Here is a 17,885-nt window from a genome sequence, read left to right as displayed (position 1 = left end):
CTGAGGAGTGCACGTTGCTGGGAATGGTTCTGGCCGCTGGGGCCGGACGACGCCTGCGGCCGTACACCGACACGCTGCCCAAGGCGCTCGTGCCGGTCGACGGCGAGACCACGATCATGGACATCTCGCTGCGCAACCTGGCCGAGGTGGACCTGCGGGAGGTCGTGGTCGTCGTCGGGTACGCGGCACAGGCCGTCCACGACCGCAAGGAGGAGCTGGAGGACAGGCACGGCGTCAAGCTCACCCTCGTGCACAACGACAAGGCCGAGGAGTGGAACAACGCCTACTCCCTGTGGTGCGCGCGCGACTACTTCACCCAGGGCGCGCTGCTGGTCAACGGTGACACCGTGCATCCCGTCTCGGTCGAGAAGACGTTGCTGTCGGCCCCCGGGACGAGCGACATCCTGCTGGCCGTCGACAACGTGAAAAAGCTCGCCGACGAGGAGATGAAGGTCACGCTCTCGCCAGAGGGCGCGCTGCGCCGCATCACCAAGCTGATGGACCCGGCTGAGGCCTACGGCGAGTACATCGGCGCCACCCTCATCCGGCCGGGCGCGGCCGAGCGGCTGGCCGACGCGCTCAAGGCGACGTTCGAGCGCGACCCGCAGCTCTACTACGAGGACGGTTACCAGGAGATGGTCGGGCGCGGCGAGCTGATCCACGCCGCGCCCATCGGCGAGGTCGACTGGGTCGAGGTGGACAACCACGACGACCTGGCGAAGGCCCGCACCATAGCCGTGCGCTACTGAGGGGGCGCGATGCCGCTTCTAGCGAGAATGTTGCCGACGCCGCTGACCATGCAGGTCAGGCGGGGCGCGGTGGCGGAGCTCGGCGCGCTGCTGGCCGACAGCCGCGTGGCCACCTCCGGAAGGGTCGCCGTGGCCGTCGGGCCCGGCCAGGGCGACCACATCGAGAGCCTGATCGCGCCCACGCTGGGTGAGGCCGAGGTCTTCAGGGTGGCCGACGGCTCGGTCGACGCGGCCGTCTCGCTCGGCGCCGACCTGCGCAAGGGCGCCTACGAAGTCGTGGTCGGCGTCGGGGGCGGCAAGACGATCGACGCGACGAAATACGCCGCGTCGCTCGCCGGCATCCCGATGGTGGCCGTGGCCACCAACCTCGCCCACGACGGCATCTGCTCGCCCACCGCCTCCCTGGTCTACGACGGCGGCAAGGGCACGTTCGGGGTGCCGATGCCGCTGGCGATCCTCGTCGACCTCGACTTCGTGCACAACGCGCCGCAGCAGCTCGTCCGGGCGGGCGTGGGCGACGTGGTGAGCAACCTGTCGGCGATCGAGGACTGGCAGCTCGGCAACGTCGAGCGCGGCGAGCCGATCGACGGGCTGGCCTGCTCCATGGCCCGCACGGCCGCGGAGGCGCTGATCGGGCGGGCCGACTCCATCGAGTCCGACGCGTTCCTCACCGTGCTGGCCGAATCGCTGATCCTGTCGGGCATGTCGATGGTGATCGCCGGGTCATCCCGGCCCGCGAGCGGTGGCGACCATGAGATCCTTCATGCCGTGGATCAGCTCTTCCCCGGCACCTCCAACCACGGCGAGCTCGCCGGCATCGGTGCCGCCTTCTGCTTCTTCCTCAGAGAGGACGACGCTCGCGTGACGCAGGTGACCGACTGCCTGCGCCAGCACCAGCTGCCGGTCGTCCCCGCCGACATCGGGCTGTCCAGCGAGCAGTTCGCCGAGGCCGTCGCGCTGGCGCCGGCCACCCGTCCCGGCCGCTACACGATCCTGGAGCACCTGCGCATGCAGGACTCCGAGATCCACGATCGGGTGGAGGACTATGTCCGGGCCTTCGGTCGCTGAGCTGCGGCGGGTCGCCCAGCCCGAGGGCCACCTCCAGCGCAAGAACGGCGAGCACTGGGCGGGCGTCCTCTACATGCGCAGGATGTCCATCTACGTCACGTGGCTGATGGCCAAGACGTCGGTCACGCCCAACCAGCTCACGTGGGTGATGACGCTGGCCGGCATCGTGGCCGGCGTCGTGCTGGCCCTGCCAGGGCTCTGGGCGGCCGTGTTCGCCGCGCTGCTCGTCCAGGTCTACCTCCTGCTCGACTGCTCCGACGGCGAGCTGGCCCGCTGGACGGGCAGGACCTCGCTGGTGGGCGTCTATCTCGACCGCGTCGGCGCCTACTTCACCGAGGCGGCCCTGCTGGCCGGGCTGGGCTGGCGGGCCTCGGCCGTCCTGCCCGACTGGTACACCGTGCTGGGGGTCGGCGCCGCGCTGGGCGCGATCCTCATCAAGGCCGAGACCGACCTCGTGGACGTGGCGCGGGCCAAGGGCGGGCTGACGGCCGCGACCGAGGCGTCCGTGGGCCAGTTCCGCTCCGGGCTGCTGGGGCTGGGCAGGCGGGTGCTGTCGGCGACGAAGTTCCACCGCATCGTGCAGCCGGTGGAGCTGTCGCTGCTCGCGCTGGCGGCCGCGGTGATCGATCTGGCGATCGGCGATCTCACCTCCACCAGGGTGTTGCTCGTCGCCTGTTTCGTCGCCGCCTGCCTGCAGGTTGTCCTGCATCTGGTCAGCATCCTGGCATCGAGGCGACTTGCGTGATCTCATGTCGGAACCGGAAGGGCCCCTCGTCCGTCGTATTGATCGGACGTCCGCCGTTCGGTGGGGGTTCACTGACGGTTCCGATACGCTTAGCTCCACCCATATCCCAAACGATGCAGACCAGCAGACTCGGTGATCATGAAAGAATGCTCCGCCCGTGCTCTCGACGCGTCAGGACGATGATTCGTTGAAGATCTCGTGCGTCATCCTCACCATGGGCAACCGGGTCGCGGAGCTGAACCGGGCGGTCGAGTCCGCGCTCAACCAGGTCGACGGCGACGTCGAGGTGGTGATCGTAGGCAACGGCGCCGACGTGCCCGAGGTGTCGGCGACGCCACCCGAGGGGTCGTCCGCGATCGTGAAAGCGATCCGGCTCGACCAGAACACCGGCATCCCCGCAGGCCGAAACCGCGGCGTGGAGGAGTGCTCGGGCGACGTCGTGCTGTTCCTCGACGACGACGGCTGGTATGCCAGCCAGAAGGTGGTCGCCCACGTGCGCGACCGTTTCGCCACCGAGCCCGACCTCGCGGTGATCTCCTTCCGGGTGATGGACCCCGACGGCGGCATCGGGCAGCGGCGTCACGTCCCCCGCCTGCGCGCGGGCGATCCGCAGCGCTCTTCGCCCGTCACGACGTTCCTCGGCGGCGCCTCGGCCATCAGGCGCTCGGCCTTCCTGCAGGTGGGTGGCCTGCCCGAGCGGTTCTTCTACGCGCACGAGGAGACCGACCTGGCCTGGCGGCTGCTCGGCGAGGGCTACCGCATCGAATATGACGCCGAGACGGTGATGTACCACCCGCAGGTGCCGCCGACGCGGCACACCGAGTTCTACCGGCTCAACGCCCGCAACCGGGTCTGGCTGGCCCGGCGCAACCTGCCGTGGCCGCTGGCGTTCCTCTACCTCACCAACTGGGTCGTCCTCACCATCGTGCGCGAGCGCGGCTCGGGCGGCGCGCTCAAAGCCTGGTTCGCCGGCTTCTTCGAGGGCCTGCGCACCGCCGCCGGCGAGCGCCGCCCCATGGCCTGGCGCACGGCCTGGCGCATGGTCAAGCTGGGCCGCCCGCCGATCGTCTGAGCTCAGGCCTCCTCGGCCGCGCCGAAGACCATCTCGGCGCGTGAGACGTTCATGCTGAACAACGCCCGCTTCGGCAGCCCCAGCTCGCTCAGCTCCTTGGCGATGGGATGGTTGCCCAGGCGGATCAGCGCGCCGGCGGGGCGGACCCTGGCGCCGCGCGCCCGCACCGACCAGGGCACGCGCCGCGTCACGCCCTCCCGGTGCGTGTACGCGTCCAGCGGCGCCATGACGGTGGCGCCCGGCACCGGCACGCCCGGCTTGACCAGCATGTCGAGCACGAGCCGGTCGTCCTTGCGCAACACACACCGCTTGTACGGCGAGCCGAGCCGCAACTCGATGTCGGCCAGCTCCTTCGGGAACCCCCACAACGTCCGCCCGGCTTCCAGCGTGAACTGCTGGTCGACGGGCAGCCAGTGCACGAACACCCCGGTCCGCGACAGGTCCGCCGGTCTCATGGGCCCCGACACGCCTGGAGGGCGCACCAGGAACGCCATGCCGAACTCGTGGTAGGTGTCGAGATCGCCGTCGCGGTAGTCGACGAACAACAGCACGCAGACGGCCTTGCCGGGCAGGACCTCGGCGACGTCGAGCCCGGAGTACGCGATGACCGCCCGGGCGGCGTCGGCGCGCACCGGATAGAAGGCGCCGCAGATCTCCGCGTCCCGCACCCGCACCGGCATGCCGACCGTCCGGCCCTGGATCAGATGCGATGCCATGGCTCCCAGTACATCAACCGGCAAGCCGTGTGACCATTCCCGCCCCGGTCCCGTCTAGGTGTGATGTGAGTTTCCAACCGACACGGGGGGCGTCATCATCGAGGAGCTGTATCGCGAGCACTGGCCGCTCGTGTGCGGGTTCCTCCTGCGCAGGACCCGTGACCCCCATCTCGCGGAAGACCTGGCACAGGAGACGTTCGTCAAGGCGACCAGGGCCCTGCTGGGCTGGCGCGGCGAGAACCCGGCCGCCTGGCTGCTCACCATCGCCCGCAACGTCCTCATCGACCACGTACGCCGCCGCCGGATCGAGGTGGCCCTGCCGGACCCCGGCGAGCTGGGTGTTCCCCCGCTCCACGTGGCCGCGCTCGACGTGCGCGACGCCCTGGACCGGCTCTCCGAGCAGCACCGCAGGCTGCTCACGCTGGTCTACTTCGAAGGGTTCTCGCTCGTGGAGGTGGCCGCGATGACCGGCAGGAAGCCCGCCTCGATCAAGACCGCCGTGTGGCGGGCCAGGAACGCCTTCGCCGACATCTACGGAGTCCCGGAATGACCAACGATTTTCCAGAAATGCCGGACTTTGACCTGAAGGTCACCCGGAACGCTGTCCGGCGAGGTGTCTTCAGGACGGCCGCGATCGTCCTGACCGTACTCGTCCTCCTCGCCGCCGCGGTCATGTGGGGGTCGGCTCTGGTGCAGACCCGCGGCGACCGCGAGCAGCGCATGGTGGCTGTGCTCGGCACCGCGTTCAAGATCTACAGCCCGGCCTACGCCGTGAGCGTGGAGGCCTGCTGCGAGACCACTCCCGTGTCGATGTCCATGGAGGTGAACGCGGCCCCCCTGCGTCCTGCCGGCGACTTCTGGCCCGCGGGCGGCGCCGCGTACACGATCAGCCAGGACCTCTTCGGCCGGGTGGGGCGCCTGCCGCTGGGCAGCACGGCCAACACCAGGCTCTCCACGGCGCTGTACGACGTCGGCACCACCCTCGCCCCGAAGGAGGAGGTGCGCAGGGTGCTCGACCGGCTGCCCGGTGACCTCCGGGCACTGGCGGTGGTGGAGTTCGCCACGCCGCTGACCGAGAGTGCCATGAACGCCTTTGTGAAGAGACATGGCACCTGTGCCGACCGGGTCGCCTACGAGCGCCGGCCGGGCGCCCTCCCCATCACCTGGGGCTTCGACTACTGGGGCGATCCGCGGAGGAACCCCGGCAGCGCCGGCAAGAAGGGCGGCGATATGACCGAGGAGTCGTGCGGCGGCGGGCTGCGTGACTTCCGCTCCTGGGCCGGGCTGCTCCGCGAGCATGACGACGCCAACCTGCGTGCCTTCGACCTGTCCCTTGACCGGCTGCGTAGAGCGGCGGACGGCGGCCTCGCCCATGCCTACGTCGACCAGCTCAGCTCGATCGAGAAGCTCCGAGGGATCCTCAAAGATCCGCACGTCCGCACGGTTCGCCTGGCTGACGTCGCCTTCGACCTGGACAAACCCTAGTTCGCCACCAGGCCCGGGACCCTAGACCGCGAGCGCGTGCGCCGTCAGGCCGGCCCACGACTCGGCGCGGCGCACGAAGTCCTGCGCGTGGTCCGGCCAGTGGTGGCGCAGGCGCGCCTCGGCGTGGCCCAGCGCGCCCAGCTTGAGCCGGCGTACCGGGTCCTCCTTGAGGTCCAGGACGGCGTTCATGACGGCGTCCACGTCGAGGGGCACCACGAGGCCGCAGCCGGCCATCTCGACCAGCGAGGCGGCCTGAGGGGTGGCGATCACGGGCAGCGCGCGGCCCATGTAGTCCATGACCTTGGTGGGGACCGTCGGCACCGTGTCGCCGGCCAGCGACAGGCCCGCCAGCGCGCCCTCCGCCATGCGCAGCGCGTGCCGGTTGGGCACGTACCCGTACCAGTCGAGCAGGCCGACGCGCTGCGCGTCGCGCAGCAGCGGCCGCACGTCGCGGGCCGCCGCGCCGATCAGGTCCAGCCTGACCCCGTGCGGGACCAGCCGCTCGGCCAAGCCGATCAGCTCCGTCACGCCGCGCTCGGCCGACAGGCGGCCGATGTGCACGACCCTGGTGTCGCCGGGCGGAGGTGGTCCGGCCGACACCAGGGTCGCCTCCGGGACCACCGCGGGCGTGATCACCCGGTGCCGGCGTCCCGCCCGGGCGAACTGCGCCGGGGTCACCTGCTCGCGTACGTCCCAGACGACAGGGGGACGCCGGTGGGGGAGCGTGCGCAGCAGCCGGTGGTCGTGGACGAGCAGAAGGTCCGCGTCCTTGACGCCGCGCCTGAGCGCCGCGCGGGCCCGCCCCGACGACGCGTGGTACGCCACGTCGACGGCCCTGAGCCCCATGGCCGGCGTCACGTTGAAGTAGGTGAACGGCGCGACGTAGGTCACCTCGTGGCCCGCGTCGAGCAGCGCCCGGATCTGCCGGTGCATGATCCGGGCGTCCTCGGGATGATGGACGGTCGTGGCGACACATGCGCGCATGTGTCGATGCTCGGCGCTAACCAGGTCAATGGCGTTAATGCGGGCCGAACGGCTGCTTAACTTCGGGATGGCCGCCGGTAGAGCCACGTAAGGCGGGGCTCAAGCACCCACTTGAAGACCGTGCGGGTCTCCGGCAGGCACAACACGATCGCGAGCGCGAAGGAGCTGAAGCTGATCGCCAGCACGCCGAGCGGCCCGTGCAGCCACGGGAACTCGAGCCACCCCTGGTCCTTGGCGATCAGGACGGGGATGCCGTGCAGCAGGTAGCAGTAGAGGGTGCGGGTGCCGAGGTCGGTGTACCAGGTCTCCTTCCTGGGCACCAGCGCCAGCACGGCGAAGCACATGGCCAGCGCGCACACCAGCAGGCCGATGCGCAGCCCGAGCCCCATGTACCAGGACAGGTCGAGGTCTTGGTAGCTGTTCTTGTAGTAGAAGGGGCCGAGCGGGGCCTTGGGCGCGATGTAGATGGCCACCGCCGCCGCGCCGAGGACCGTGACCGCCGAGACGATCTTGATCCAGCGCCGGTTGAGCAGTTCGAAGTGCTCGGGCTGCATCACGAGGCCGATGACGAAGAACGGCATGAGGCCGAAGAAGCGGTCCATGCTGAAGTCGCCCGAGATCTGCGAGAACCCGGCGAACAAGTAGATCGCGATCGCCACGGGGACGGGATATTTCATCCGCTTCCACACCGGCGTGGACAGGCGCCAGAACAACAACGCCAGGAGATACCAGTTGAGCCACGCCGGGTCGATGATCGTCAGGCTCCACTTCTGGCCCAGCGCGAAGCGGAGCGCGGCGTAGCCGACCTCGACGATCACGTAGGGGACGAGGAACGTGTCGACCAGCTTGTTGGTCTTCGCGTTGGAATTCCAGAAATTTCTGGACAGGTAGCCGCTGATCAGCACGAACAGTGGCATGTGGAACGTGTAGATGAAGATGTACAGCGACCTGGAGGAGTCGGCAGAGAGGGTCGGGACCAGGGAGTGGCCCAGCGGCACGAGCGCGATCAGGACGAACTTGACGTTGTCGAGGAACGGGTCGCGCTTGCGCTTGGGCGGCTGCTCGGCCTGCTGCTTGGGTTGCGGCTGGGGTTGCGCGGCGGGCGCCGTGATCACGGGACGATCGGCCGGCACCGCCGGCTGCGGCGCGGTGCGCTCGCCAGGCGGGACGCCGTGCGGGTCGGTGGCCTCGCTCCAGAAGGTCTCCTCCGGCAGCGGCCATCGGGCTCCCGTGTCGGCGGGCCCGCCCTCGCCGTCGGGGCTCCGCGGGGTCGTGACCTGTGGGGACCATCTGGTGTCAGACACGGGGGAGTCGCTCAGCTTCGCTCGGGGGCCGGGGAACACGACGGCAGCACGACTCGGACGACCTTCCGGCCCCCGTGTCGCGCTGCGTCGCCGACCCGCAACACACTATCCCGCCCTCAAGGGTGCTGTCCCTCACGCGGGAGATATGACCCGATTACACAGGGAACTTGGAGCCTCAGGTGCACACGTTCTTCTGCTCGGACGCGGTGATGGCGCTCTTCTCGACACTGTCGGGCAGCTTGCTGACCTTGACCGAGTCGAAGTCCTCGCCGATGACGAACTGGATCACCGGGGTGCCCTTGAGCTTGGACGCCCCCGTGCTGGTGGTCGTGGACGTGTACGGCTGCGCGCCCGTCGCCTTGACCTTGCCCGACGCCGGCGAGGGCTTGGGCAGGACGGACTTGGCCAGCGCGTCGGCGTAGTCGGGCGCCGTGTCGATCGACTTGGCGTAGTGGATCTCGCTCTTGGGCAGGCTGGCGCCGCCCGGGGCCTCGTAGTTGCCCAGCCCGACCACCTTGAAGCCCTGCTCGGCGAGCTGGTCGGCGACCTCGCGGGCCTTGCCGAAGGTCTTGGTGCCGTTGAGCACCTGGACCCGCACCTGCTCGGGCTTGACCGTGATCTTGGGCTTGGCGCTGGCGCTGGCGGACGGCGACGCCTCGGCGATCTGGGTGTCGGTCTTGATCGCGGTGAACAGCTTGCCGGCGTCGGGCTCCTTCCAGACGACGCGGGCTTCGGGGTTCTCGGGGTCGGGAACCCACGGCACCGTGATGAACTTGACCCCGCCGGCCGTCAGCTCCTTGGCGCTCATGGCGATCGAGATGAGCTTCTCTGTGTCGTTGGCCAGCGAGGGGTCCATGGTGACCGAGCCGGCCGCGGCCGCGATGAAGTCTCTGAGCTTGCCCACGTCGGTCAGCAGCTCGCTGCTGGTGGCCTTGGCGACGACCTTGCTCAGGAAGATCTGCTGCCGCTTGATGCGCTGGATGTCGCTGCCGTCGCCATATTTGCGCAGGCGCACGTAGCCCAGGGCCTTCTCGCCGTTGAGCAGGCTCTTGCCCGGCGGCAGCACCAGCTTGGAGGCTTTGTCGTTGACGCCGGACTTCAGGCAGATCTCGATGCCGCCCAGGGCGTCGACGATGTTCTTGAAGCCGCTGAAGTCGACCTCGACGAAGTGGTTGATGCGGATGCCGGTGAGGGTCTCGAGCGTGGAGATCGTGCAGGCGATGCCGCCCGAGTTGTACGCCGAGTTGATCATGTCACGGCGCGGGGCCATCTCCTGCTTGGTGGTCTCGTTCTTGCACTTCGGGATCTGCACCATCGAGTCGCGCGGGAAGCTGATCAGCCGGGCCTGGTCGCGGTCGGGGGAGATGTGCATGAGGATGATCGTGTCGGTGCGCTTGCCGCCTCCGTCGGCCTTCCTGGCGTCCTCCTGGCCGTATCTCGCGTTTCCCTCGCCCGCGCGGGTGTCGGAGCCCACGAGCAGCACGTTGAGCGCGCCGGTCTCGGCAGGGCGCGGGTTGATGATGTCGTCGTTGACGCTCTTCTGCCTGATGTTGCCGAACGCGTCGCGGTAGACGACGTAGCCGGTCAGCGCGCCCGCGACCATGAGCGAGGTGACGCCGATGCTGACCCAGGCCAGCACGCGCATCTTGCCGCCCTGGCCACCGCCGCCGCGGTGGCCGCGGGGTGGTCCGTCGTCGGGAGGCGTGGGAGGAGGTGGCGCGGAGCCCGCCGCTCTGCGGGCCATCCTGCTGCCGGGCTGCGAGTGAGCGCCGCGATGGTCGTGCGGAAAATCGGCTACCGGCGCGCCCCTGTAGTCGCTCATACGCCCCCTAGCCTCACTTCTTGCGCCTGACGCGCCGGCTTGGTCGCTCTGGGCAACGAGAGTAGGACACGTGCGGCGTGCCCGTGGCCATGATCGTGGGGAACGGTCGTGACCCGGGTGTGACGTTTTCGCGGCAAAGCATACTCAGAGCCGGACATTGGGTGGAATATCATCGCCAAACTCTTTTCACCCTCCGGTTACTCCCAGACTGTCGCAGCACATCAGGCCTGAGGCTGAGGGCCGCCGCCAAACAGGCCAGAGGTACGGCCGGCAACACGTAGCGATAGTCGAACTCGGCGGCTGCGGCCGGTGTGACCAGCAGCACGACGGCCGCCGACCAGGGCACCAGCCAGGCCGGAGCTCCCGCGCGAGGCCGGCCCTGCCGCCTGCGCCGGAGCTCGGCGACGGCCGCCACCGGCGGCACCAGCAGCACCCCCAGGAGCACCGGGCCGGGCAGCCGCGCTGCGCTCTGGTAGGCCCGCAGCCATCCGGCGTAAGGCTCGACGATCTCCGTGCCGATCGCACCCTGCTCGTAGAGCTTGGCATATTCGGCGCCGACCTGCGCGGGATAACGGCCAGGCGGGCCCGGCTCCGTGACCGGGAACTCGTAATAGCCGTAAATCTCTGCGTCAGGATAGACCGGGCGGCCCCAGGCGAACGTGCGGCCCAGTTCGCTCAGCACGGAGGCGGCGTAGTCGAGCGGCTGGGTGGTGATCGCCAGCGCCGCGAACCTGGCCGCGAGCTCGTCGTTCTCCTTGGTGAACGTGATCCCCGGCCGCAGGACCAGGGGGGCGTCCTTGGCCCAGATGTACTCCTGGGAGGGCGGTCGCAGCTCCGGCGGGCGCGGGTCGCACAGCACCTTCAGATCGGGCGGCGGATCCATCCTGGCGCAGTCGGCGAACGACATCGTGCGGGCGTAGAGGAAGGCGCCGTTCGCGCCCACCAGGCCGACCCGCTGGTAGGTGGCGTAGAACCAGGCGCCGTACGCGACGAGCGGCACCAGGGCGGCGGCGAGCAGCACTCCGGCCGGCCGGATGCGCCTGCGCAACACGAACCAGCCGGCCAGCACGACGATCAGCGGCTGGCCGACCGTCCTGGTGAGCACGGCGGCGGCCAGCAGGAGGCCGATGGCGGCGACGGTGGCGGGCCGCCGCGTCATGCTGAGCGAGACGGCGGCCACGACCAGGAACATGAAGAGCGTGTCGGCGACCAGCAGGTGCTCGAGCTCGATCTGGTACGCGTCCAGCAGCACGGGAACGGTGGCCAGCGTGGCCGCCCACCTGGGCACCCGGTGGCCGGCCCGGTAACCGACGCGGCGGGCCGCCACGTAGACGAGCACGCCGGTGGCCAGCCCGAGCAGGTGCTGCACGGCGGTGACCGCGGCGAAGGAGTGCAGCGGCTCGAAAAGCTTCATGAACATCGAGTAGCCCGCCGGCCGCACCAGGTCGGGGCGCGGGTGGAAGACGGTGACGACGTAGGTGTAGGTGTCGGGGAACCACAGGGCCGGCCGGTAACCCGCCATGGCCAGGGCGCGCAGCGCCGTGCCGAGGCCGAGCACGGCAAGGAACCATCCGTGCCGCCGTGGCAAGCGGTGGAGATCGCGGGGGAGACGCCGCCTGCCCTGGCGGGCCGGCGCGGGCTCCTCCGTACGAGCCTCCGACATCACCCGTACGTCCTCCCGAATCTCCGGCACGCCGCAGAGGTGCGCGGTCCGCCACCCCCGGGCGGTCTGCCACCGTACGGTACCGGCGATCGTGCGGAGCCCGTGCCATGCCCCTGCCGTGCCGTGCCGTGCCGTGCCCGTGCCGTGCCGTGCCCGTGCCGTGCCCGTGCCGTGCCGTGCCGTGCCGTGCCCGTGCCGTGCCGTGCCGTGCCCGCCCGCCCAGGCCCGCCGGCCGGGCGGCGGCGCGCCACACCTCTGCCATGGGCGTGCCCGGTGCTCGCAGTTGGATACGCTCGCTCACCGATGGGACACGATCGACCAGGCCGGGCGCTCGCCGCGCTCTCGGTGCTGCCCGCGCTCGCCGTGGCGGGGTGGCTGCTGGCCGGGCTGCCGCTGTTGCTGCTCGGCCACTTCGCGCCGCTGCCCGCCGCGCTGCTCGGGCTGCCCGCCGCCGCGCTGCTGTGCTGGGCGGGCACGCGGCGGCTCGGCAAGCTGGTCGAGGCCACACCCTGGCAGGTCGCGGGGGTCGTGGCGGTGGCCGCGGCGTCGGGCGTGTTCAACACGGTGTTGCACAGCGAGCAGGTCGCCGTCAGGCGCGATCCGGCGACCTACGCACTCTACGCGTCCTGGATCGCGGACCACGGCTCGCTGCCCATCCCGAGGCAGGCCGGGGCGTTCGGCGGGTTCGACCCCTGGCTGATCTTCGCCGGCGTCGGGTTCTTCGATGTCCCCGGCGGAGTGGTGCCGCAGTTCATGCCGGGGGCGCCGCTGTTGTTCGCAGTGGGCAACTGGTTCGGAGCGCCGTTCGCCATGCCCGCCGTGCTGGGCGCGCTGGCCGTGCTCACGCTGGCGGGGGTGGTGGCGCGGCTGGCCGGCGCGCGGTGGGCGGTGGTCGCGGCGGTGGCGCTCGCGGTGAGCCTGCCGATCCTCTACACCTCGCGCACCACGTTCAGTGAGATCCCGTCGCTGATCCTGGTGTTCGGCGGCCTGTCGCTGGTCTGCGACGCGCTCGCCAGGCCGGGGTGGTGGCGCGGGCTGCCGGCGGGGCTGGTGTTCGGGCTGGCCGTGCTGGTCAGGATCGACGGGTTGCGCGATGTGCTGCCGGTGCTGGCGTTCGCGGGGCTGCTGATCGCGATGCGGCGTTCGGCGAGGAACAAGGGGGCGCTGGGCCCGGGGCTGCTGGCCGGTCTGGTCGCGGGTGGCGGGCTGGGGCTGCTCGGCGGATACGTGCTGGCCCGGCCGTACCTGGGCTATCTGGCGGGCTCGATCCGGCCGCTGCTGCTCATCTGCGCCGGCGTGCTCGTGCTCACCGCGGCCGGCACGGCCGCCGCGCCGCTCCTGGCGCGGTTGCGGCCGCCGCGGTGGCTGCCGATGGCGGGGGCCGGGCTGACCGTGCTCCTCATGGCCGGCCTCTACGCGCGGCCGTGGGTGCAGACGGTCACCCGGGTGCCCACGCATGAGGGTGACCAGCGCACGTTCACGATGATCGAGGCGATCCAGCGGGCCAACGGCATGGCCCCCGACGGCACCCGGCTCTACTTCGAGTACTCGCTGCACTGGGCGGTCTGGTACGTCGGCCTCCCCGCGGTCGTGCTGGCCACGATCGCCGCGGCCCTGCTCGTCCGCCGGCTGCTGCGCGACGGCACGCCGTTCGAGTGGTTGCTGCCGCTCGCGGTCGTCGGCTGGACGACCGTCACCACGCTGCTGCGGCCCGAGATCACCCCTGACCATCCGTGGGCCGCCCGCCGCCTGGTCCCCGTCGTCATCCCGGGGCTCATCCTGCTCGCCACGTACGCGCTGGCCTGGTTGCGCGACCAGGCGGGCCGGCGCGGCACACGCGTCCGGCGCTGGGGCACGGCGCTGGCGGTCGTGCTGATGCTCGTGCCCCCGGCCGTGACCTCGATCGGCACGGCGTTCACGCCGATCGAGCGGGGCGAGGCGGCGGCGGTCGAGGCGATGTGCGGCAGGATCCCCGAGAACGCGTCGGTGTTGTTCGTGGAGCGGGTCACCGGCGACCGGTTCATGCAGGCGGTGCGGGGCACGTGCGGGCGCCCGGCGGCCGCGGTCAAGCGCGTGCTCACCGACGTCGCGCCGGAGGACCAGGTCCGCCGCCTGATCGAGCGGGTGCGGGGCACGGGGCGCGTGCCGGTCGTGCTGGCCGCCGACGAGGACCAGGTGGCGCCGTACGGGCGGGCGACGCAGATCATGGCGCTGGTCGCGCGCCAGGACGAGCGCTCGCTGATCGAGGCCCCGAACGGCACCTGGACCCTGCGGATGAACGTCTGGATGGCCGTGTCGGAGTGAAATGATCTTGTCGGGTAGACTCGTTGCTCCTCTGGGCAGAGTAACCTCGATCCCCGTGAGCACGCTCGACGCCTCCAAGAGTGGACCTGCCGTGGAAGAAGCGCCATACGTCACGATCGTCCTTCCCTGCTACAACGAGCAGGATCACGTCATCGACGAGGTGGAGCGCATCACCAAGGCGATGGACTCGAGCGGCTACACCTACGAGCTCGTGGCCGTCGACGACTGCTCCAGCGACGAGACGCTGGCCAGGCTGAAAGAGGCCGCGCCCGGCTATCCCCACCTGCGCATCCGCGCCTTCCACCGCAACGGCGGCGCCGGCACCGTGCGGCGCATCGGCACGCAGGAGGCCAGGGGCGAGATCGTCGTGTGGACCGACGCCGACATGACCTATCCCAACGAGCGCATCCCCGAGCTGGTGCAGCTCCTGGAGAAGGATCCCACGATCGACATGGTGGTCGGCGCGCGCACGAGCGAGGAGGGCTCGCACAAGCTGCTGCGGGTCCCCGCCAAGTGGGTGATCCGCAAGGTGGCGGAGAAGCTGGCCGGGCAGAAGATCCCCGACCTCAACTCCGGCCTGCGGGCCTTCCGCAGGCCGGTGGCCAAGCCCTACCTGCGGCTGCTGCCCCCCGGATTCTCCTGCGTCACGACGATCACGCTGTCGTTCCTGTCCAACCAGCACGACGTCTACTACCTGCCGATCGGCTACGCCAAGCGGGCCGGCAAGTCGAAGTTCAGCTTCGTCTCCGACGCCTACCGCTACATCCTGCAGGTGCTGCGGATGATCATGTACTTCAACCCGCTCAAGGTGCTGATGCCGCCCGCGCTGTGGCTGGTGGGCATCGGGCTCGTGAAGGGCATCTGGGACATGATCGAGCAGCCGTTCTACTTCCCGGCCAACACCGTCATGATCTTCCTGTCCGGGTTGCTGATCGGGTCGGTGGCGCTGCTCGCGGACCTGATCGTGCGCTCGCGCGGGAACTGACCGTGCGCATCGCGATCGTCGGCCCGACCTATCCGTACAAAGGGGGCGGGGCCCAGCACACCACCGAGCTGGCACACCGGCTCGCGGCGTTGGGGCACGACGTGGTGATCGAGTCGTGGCGGGCCCAATATCCATCGTTCCTCTATCCCGGCCGGCAGACGATCTCCGCGCCCGAGGGCAGCCCCTATCCGAAGACCGCGCGCAGGCTCGACTGGCGGCGGCCCGACGGGTGGGTCGCTGCGGGGCGGCGGCTGCGCTCGGCGGACCTGGTCGTGCTGGCGGTGCTGAGCCCGGTGCAGGTCCCGGCCTACCTGGGGATCCTGCTCGGCCTGGGGCGGAAGGCCAAGGCCGTCGCCCTCTGCCACAACGTGCTGCCGCACGAGCGCAAGCCCTACGACCAGCCGCTGATGCGGGCGCTGCTCGGGCGGGTCGACGCCGTGCTGACCCACTCCGAGCAGCAGGCCGCACTGGCCAGAGGGCTGACCGGCAGGCCGGTGAGCGTGGCCGGGCTGCCGCCGCACCTGCCCTCGACCACCGCCGCGAGGTCCACCGCCGTGCACCGCCGGCTGCTCTTCTTCGGCATCGTCCGGCCGTACAAAGGGCTCGACCTGCTGCTGCGGGGGCTGCCCGGCGGTGTCGCGCTGACGGTGGCGGGCGAGTTCTGGGGCGGGCTCGACGAGACCAGGGCGCTGATCGCCGAGCTGGGCCTCGGCGACCGGGTCGAGTTGCGGCCCGGCTACGTGGCGGCCGAGGACGTGCCGGCGTTGTTCGCCGCCGCCGACGCGCTCGTGCTGCCGTACCGCACCGCGACCGCCAGCCAGAACGTCTGGCTCGGCCACGAGCACGGCGTTCCCGTGATCGCCACTCGCGTCGGGGCGCTCGCCGACCATGTCACCGACGGCGTCGACGGGCTCCTGGTCGAGCCGGGCGACGCCGGCGCGCTCCGCGAGGCGATCGAGCGGTTCTACGCCTCCGGCGAGCCCGAGAGGTTGCGGTCGGGGGTCAAGGCGGTCGATCCCGAGCCTTTCTGGTCGGCGTACACAGGGGCGCTGCTCGGCGCCTGACGGCCCAGCAGCCACGACACCCCCGCAGCCGTCGCGTCGGCCAGGGTGAACGCCAGCCGCGACACGATCGCCACCGCGAGCGCGACGGGGGTGCCGACGATCGGCCCGAGCACCAGCACCAGCGCGCCCTCCCTGATGCCGACCCCCGCGGGCACGACGACGGTGAGGATGCCGGTCGCCCACGCGAACGCGTAGGCGCCGGTGGCGACGATGTAGAGGTCGGTGGTCCCGGCCAGCAGCCAGATGTGCACGCCGTACACGAGCCAGCCGAGCGCCGTCCACGCCACCGCGACGACGACCGTGCGGCCGGGCAGCACGCTCTCCAGCGGTTCCTTGCGGGCGACGCGCAGCGCGAGGTTGAGACCCCAGGTGAGCACCTTTGGGTGCAGGCAGACGATGATCACCGGCACGAGCAGCACGAGATACCAGGCTTGGCGCACCACCTCCTGCGAGCCCAGCGTGACGGCGGCGATCGAGATCGCGACGCCGATGTTGATCACCAGGCCCAGCGAGATCGTCGCGAACGTGCGCCGCGGCGGGCTGTCGTGGTCACGGCCGAGGTCCATCATCGCGGCGTACGCCCACACCGCGCCCGGGATGTATTTCCCGAGTTGCCCCACGAACATGATCCGCCCGGACACCCGCAGCGGCACCCGCGTGCCGAGCCCCGCCAGGATCTCGCGCCAGGCCACGAGCATGAAGAACTGGCCGAGCAGCACCGCGGCGAACGCCCCCAGCACCGCCCACGGCGACATGGCGGCCACGGCTGCGGTGGTCTCCTCCCAGTTCCTGGCCAGGCCGTAGCCCAGGAAACCGAGCGCGACCAGGGCGAGGACGACGCGCAGCAGGCGGCGGAGCATGGGGCCAGGCTACGCGTTCCTTCCCCAGACGAGCCAGACCGTCGCCGCGAGCACGATCAACGCGGCGAGGACGGCCAGCGTGATCTTGACCGCGCTGTACGGCCGGTCGCCCTGGACCTCCCCGCTCACCCCGTTGATCAGCACCTGGTACGTCCTGCCGCCGAACAGGTAGTTGCCGATCCACACCGGCAGCAGCACCAGCTTGAACGTGACGTTCGCGTAGGAGGTGTTCACGGAGTGCACGCGCTGCGCGTCGCCGCCGATGTGCCGGCGGCAGTCGCCCACGATGACCTCGTGCATGACGGCTTTGGCCAGCTCCATGCCGGCCTGCGGCTCGGTGTCGTACCGGAGGCTGTGATGCCCCGTCACGTAGCCGGGCTGGAACGCGACCGACCGCTCCAGCGGCCAGGGCTGCAGAGCGTTGAGCCGTTCCTGGGGGAGCCGTCTCGTGGCGGGGACCAGGACGTCGTCGAAGCCGCGCGCGACCCGGCCGGCGGCCGGATACCAGCGGGTCTTGCGGACCCGCCGGGTCTTGCGCTGCCCGTTGGACGTGTAGGACTCGGTCACCCAGTAGTGCTTGCCGCGCTGGCCGGTGTAGTCGGAGACCGTGGCCGCGTCGAACGTCCAGTGCGGCAGGTACGTGCTCTTCATGGTCTCCGCCTCGCTGACCTTCTTGAGGCGGTTGGGGGCGAACCAGCGGGTCCGCACCCAGCCGCGCAGCGAGCTCCTGGCGCCGCCGCGGTCGAGGGCGAACGGCAGCACGGCCTCGGGGGCGATCTGGGAGTCGTTCGCCGTGTCGGCCACCAGGGCGGTGCCGCAGAACTGGCAGGCCCTGGACAGGGCGTCGCTCTCCGTGCGGGCGCCGCAGCCGGGACAGGTGAGCTGGTGCCTGGCCAGGGTGTGGACGCGGGGCTTGGCGAGGAACGCGTCGAAGGAGTGCTCGCGGATCCGCCGCGCGGGCGGGGCGATCTGCTGTTCGAGCCCGCAGTAGGGGCAGCGCAGGACGGTCGTCCCGGGCGCGAAGGCCACGCTCGCGCCGCAGCCCGTGCACGGCTGGGCGGGGG

16 protein-coding genes are annotated in these 17,885 nt (G+C 70.6%); 9 read left to right on the top strand and 7 right to left on the bottom strand.

Translation table 11 applies throughout. The features are described from left to right. Positions 1 to 14: 14 nt before the first annotated feature. The 4 genes from E1294_RS16820 (at position 15) to E1294_RS16805 (ending at position 3,634) form a co-directional block, all read left to right on the top strand. Positions 15 to 749, top strand: coding sequence for a phosphocholine cytidylyltransferase family protein (locus E1294_RS16820; protein WP_132509462.1), 735 nt, complete (start codon positions 15 to 17; stop codon positions 747 to 749). Positions 750 to 776: 27 nt separating this feature from the next. Beyond that, complete coding sequence (locus E1294_RS16815; protein WP_165977329.1) at positions 777 to 1,817, top strand: iron-containing alcohol dehydrogenase family protein; 1,041 nt, start codon at positions 777 to 779, stop codon at positions 1,815 to 1,817. Next, positions 1,795 to 2,562 carry a CDP-alcohol phosphatidyltransferase family protein gene (locus tag E1294_RS16810; protein WP_132509460.1) on the top strand — a complete coding sequence of 256 codons (768 nt, stop codon included), beginning with the start codon at positions 1,795 to 1,797 and terminating at the stop codon, positions 2,560 to 2,562. The genes E1294_RS16815 and E1294_RS16810 overlap by 23 nt, the downstream gene beginning before the upstream one ends. A 187-nt stretch (positions 2,563 to 2,749) precedes the next feature. Next, the gene (locus tag E1294_RS16805; protein WP_132509459.1) at positions 2,750 to 3,634 is read left to right on the top strand and encodes a glycosyltransferase family 2 protein; all 885 of its coding nucleotides are present in this window, start codon (positions 2,750 to 2,752) and stop codon (positions 3,632 to 3,634) included. A 2-nt stretch (positions 3,635 to 3,636) separates the two neighbouring features. Here the strand turns inward: E1294_RS16805 and E1294_RS16800 are convergent, their stop codons facing one another. After that, positions 3,637 to 4,350, bottom strand: coding sequence for an acetoacetate decarboxylase family protein (locus E1294_RS16800; RefSeq protein WP_132509458.1), 714 nt, complete (start codon positions 4,348 to 4,350; stop codon positions 3,637 to 3,639). A gap of 94 nt (positions 4,351 to 4,444) precedes the next feature. Here E1294_RS16800 and E1294_RS54560 point away from each other — a divergent pair, with 94 nt between their 5' ends. After that, positions 4,445 to 4,900, top strand: coding sequence for an RNA polymerase sigma factor (locus tag E1294_RS54560; protein WP_342775058.1), 456 nt, complete (start codon positions 4,445 to 4,447; stop codon positions 4,898 to 4,900). A 17-nt stretch (positions 4,901 to 4,917) separates the two neighbouring features. Continuing rightward, on the top strand, positions 4,918 to 5,835 hold the full coding sequence (locus E1294_RS16790; RefSeq protein WP_132509456.1) for a hypothetical protein: 918 nt from the start codon (positions 4,918 to 4,920) through the stop codon (positions 5,833 to 5,835). Positions 5,836 to 5,856: 21 nt separating this feature from the next. On the opposite strand, the gene E1294_RS16785 is transcribed toward E1294_RS16790, so the two are convergent. From E1294_RS16785 to E1294_RS16770, 4 genes are all read right to left on the bottom strand, one after another. Then, a complete protein-coding gene (locus E1294_RS16785; RefSeq protein WP_132509455.1) occupies positions 5,857 to 6,819 on the bottom strand; it encodes a glycosyltransferase in 963 nt (320 codons plus the stop codon). A gap of 56 nt (positions 6,820 to 6,875) precedes the next feature. Then, entirely contained in the window at positions 6,876 to 8,123 is a 1,248-nt protein-coding gene (locus E1294_RS16780; protein WP_165977326.1) for an acyltransferase family protein, read from the bottom strand. 175 nt (positions 8,124 to 8,298) lie between these two features. After that, complete coding sequence (locus tag E1294_RS16775) at positions 8,299 to 9,945, bottom strand: LCP family protein (protein ID WP_132509453.1); 1,647 nt, start codon at positions 9,943 to 9,945, stop codon at positions 8,299 to 8,301. A 169-nt stretch (positions 9,946 to 10,114) separates the two neighbouring features. Further along, positions 10,115 to 11,638 (bottom strand): hypothetical protein, encoded by a 1,524-nt coding sequence (locus E1294_RS16770; RefSeq protein ID WP_181958509.1) that lies wholly within the window; start codon positions 11,636 to 11,638, stop codon positions 10,115 to 10,117. Positions 11,639 to 11,911: 273 nt separating this feature from the next. Between E1294_RS16770 and E1294_RS16765 the strand changes: the two genes are divergently transcribed. Genes E1294_RS16765 through E1294_RS16755 form a run of 3 tightly spaced genes read left to right on the top strand, consistent with a single transcriptional unit; the run spans position 11,912 to position 15,961 of the window. Then, the gene (locus E1294_RS16765; RefSeq protein WP_132509452.1) at positions 11,912 to 13,912 is read left to right on the top strand and encodes a glycosyltransferase family 39 protein; all 2,001 of its coding nucleotides are present in this window, start codon (positions 11,912 to 11,914) and stop codon (positions 13,910 to 13,912) included. 55 nt (positions 13,913 to 13,967) lie between these two features. Continuing rightward, positions 13,968 to 14,897, top strand: coding sequence for a glycosyltransferase family 2 protein (locus E1294_RS16760; protein ID WP_181958508.1), 930 nt, complete (start codon positions 13,968 to 13,970; stop codon positions 14,895 to 14,897). Positions 14,898 to 14,899: 2 nt separating this feature from the next. Beyond that, positions 14,900 to 15,961 (top strand): glycosyltransferase family 4 protein, encoded by a 1,062-nt coding sequence (locus tag E1294_RS16755; RefSeq protein WP_132509451.1) that lies wholly within the window; start codon positions 14,900 to 14,902, stop codon positions 15,959 to 15,961. Here the strand turns inward: E1294_RS16755 and E1294_RS16750 are convergent. Then, positions 15,862 to 16,821 carry a lysylphosphatidylglycerol synthase transmembrane domain-containing protein gene (locus E1294_RS16750; RefSeq protein WP_132509450.1) on the bottom strand — a complete coding sequence of 320 codons (960 nt, stop codon included), beginning with the start codon at positions 16,819 to 16,821 and terminating at the stop codon, positions 15,862 to 15,864. The two genes, E1294_RS16755 and E1294_RS16750, sit on opposite strands and share 100 nt — an antisense overlap. A 9-nt stretch (positions 16,822 to 16,830) precedes the next feature. Further along, positions 16,831 to 17,885, bottom strand: a 1,055-nt coding sequence (locus tag E1294_RS16745; protein ID WP_246083063.1) for a TFIIB-type zinc ribbon-containing protein, incomplete at its 5' end; no start/stop codon positions are given.

The sequence above is a fragment of the Nonomuraea diastatica genome (assembly GCF_004349015.1).
Classification (GTDB): Bacteria; Actinomycetota; Actinomycetes; order Streptosporangiales; family Streptosporangiaceae; genus Nonomuraea; species Nonomuraea diastatica.
This window is presented reverse-complemented; position numbering and strand designations above follow the sequence as displayed.

Excerpts from the sequence above, each read along its gene's own strand:
- E1294_RS16815 (WP_165977329.1), top strand. The coding sequence starts at position 777 with ATGTTGCCGACGCCGCTGACCATGCAGGTCAGGCGGGGCGCGGTGGCG.
- E1294_RS16810 (WP_132509460.1), top strand. The coding sequence starts at position 1,795 with ATGTCCGGGCCTTCGGTCGCTGAGCTGCGGCGGGTCGCCCAGCCCGAG.
- E1294_RS16800 (WP_132509458.1), bottom strand. The coding sequence starts at position 4,350 with ATGGCATCGCATCTGATCCAGGGCCGGACGGTCGGCATGCCGGTGCGG.
- E1294_RS16790 (WP_132509456.1), top strand. The coding sequence starts at position 4,918 with ATGCCGGACTTTGACCTGAAGGTCACCCGGAACGCTGTCCGGCGAGGT.
- E1294_RS16785 (WP_132509455.1), bottom strand. The coding sequence starts at position 6,819 with ATGCGCGCATGTGTCGCCACGACCGTCCATCATCCCGAGGACGCCCGG.
- E1294_RS16775 (WP_132509453.1), bottom strand. The coding sequence starts at position 9,945 with ATGAGCGACTACAGGGGCGCGCCGGTAGCCGATTTTCCGCACGACCAT.
- E1294_RS16765 (WP_132509452.1), top strand. The coding sequence starts at position 11,912 with ATGGGACACGATCGACCAGGCCGGGCGCTCGCCGCGCTCTCGGTGCTG.
- E1294_RS16750 (WP_132509450.1), bottom strand. The coding sequence starts at position 16,821 with ATGCTCCGCCGCCTGCTGCGCGTCGTCCTCGCCCTGGTCGCGCTCGGT.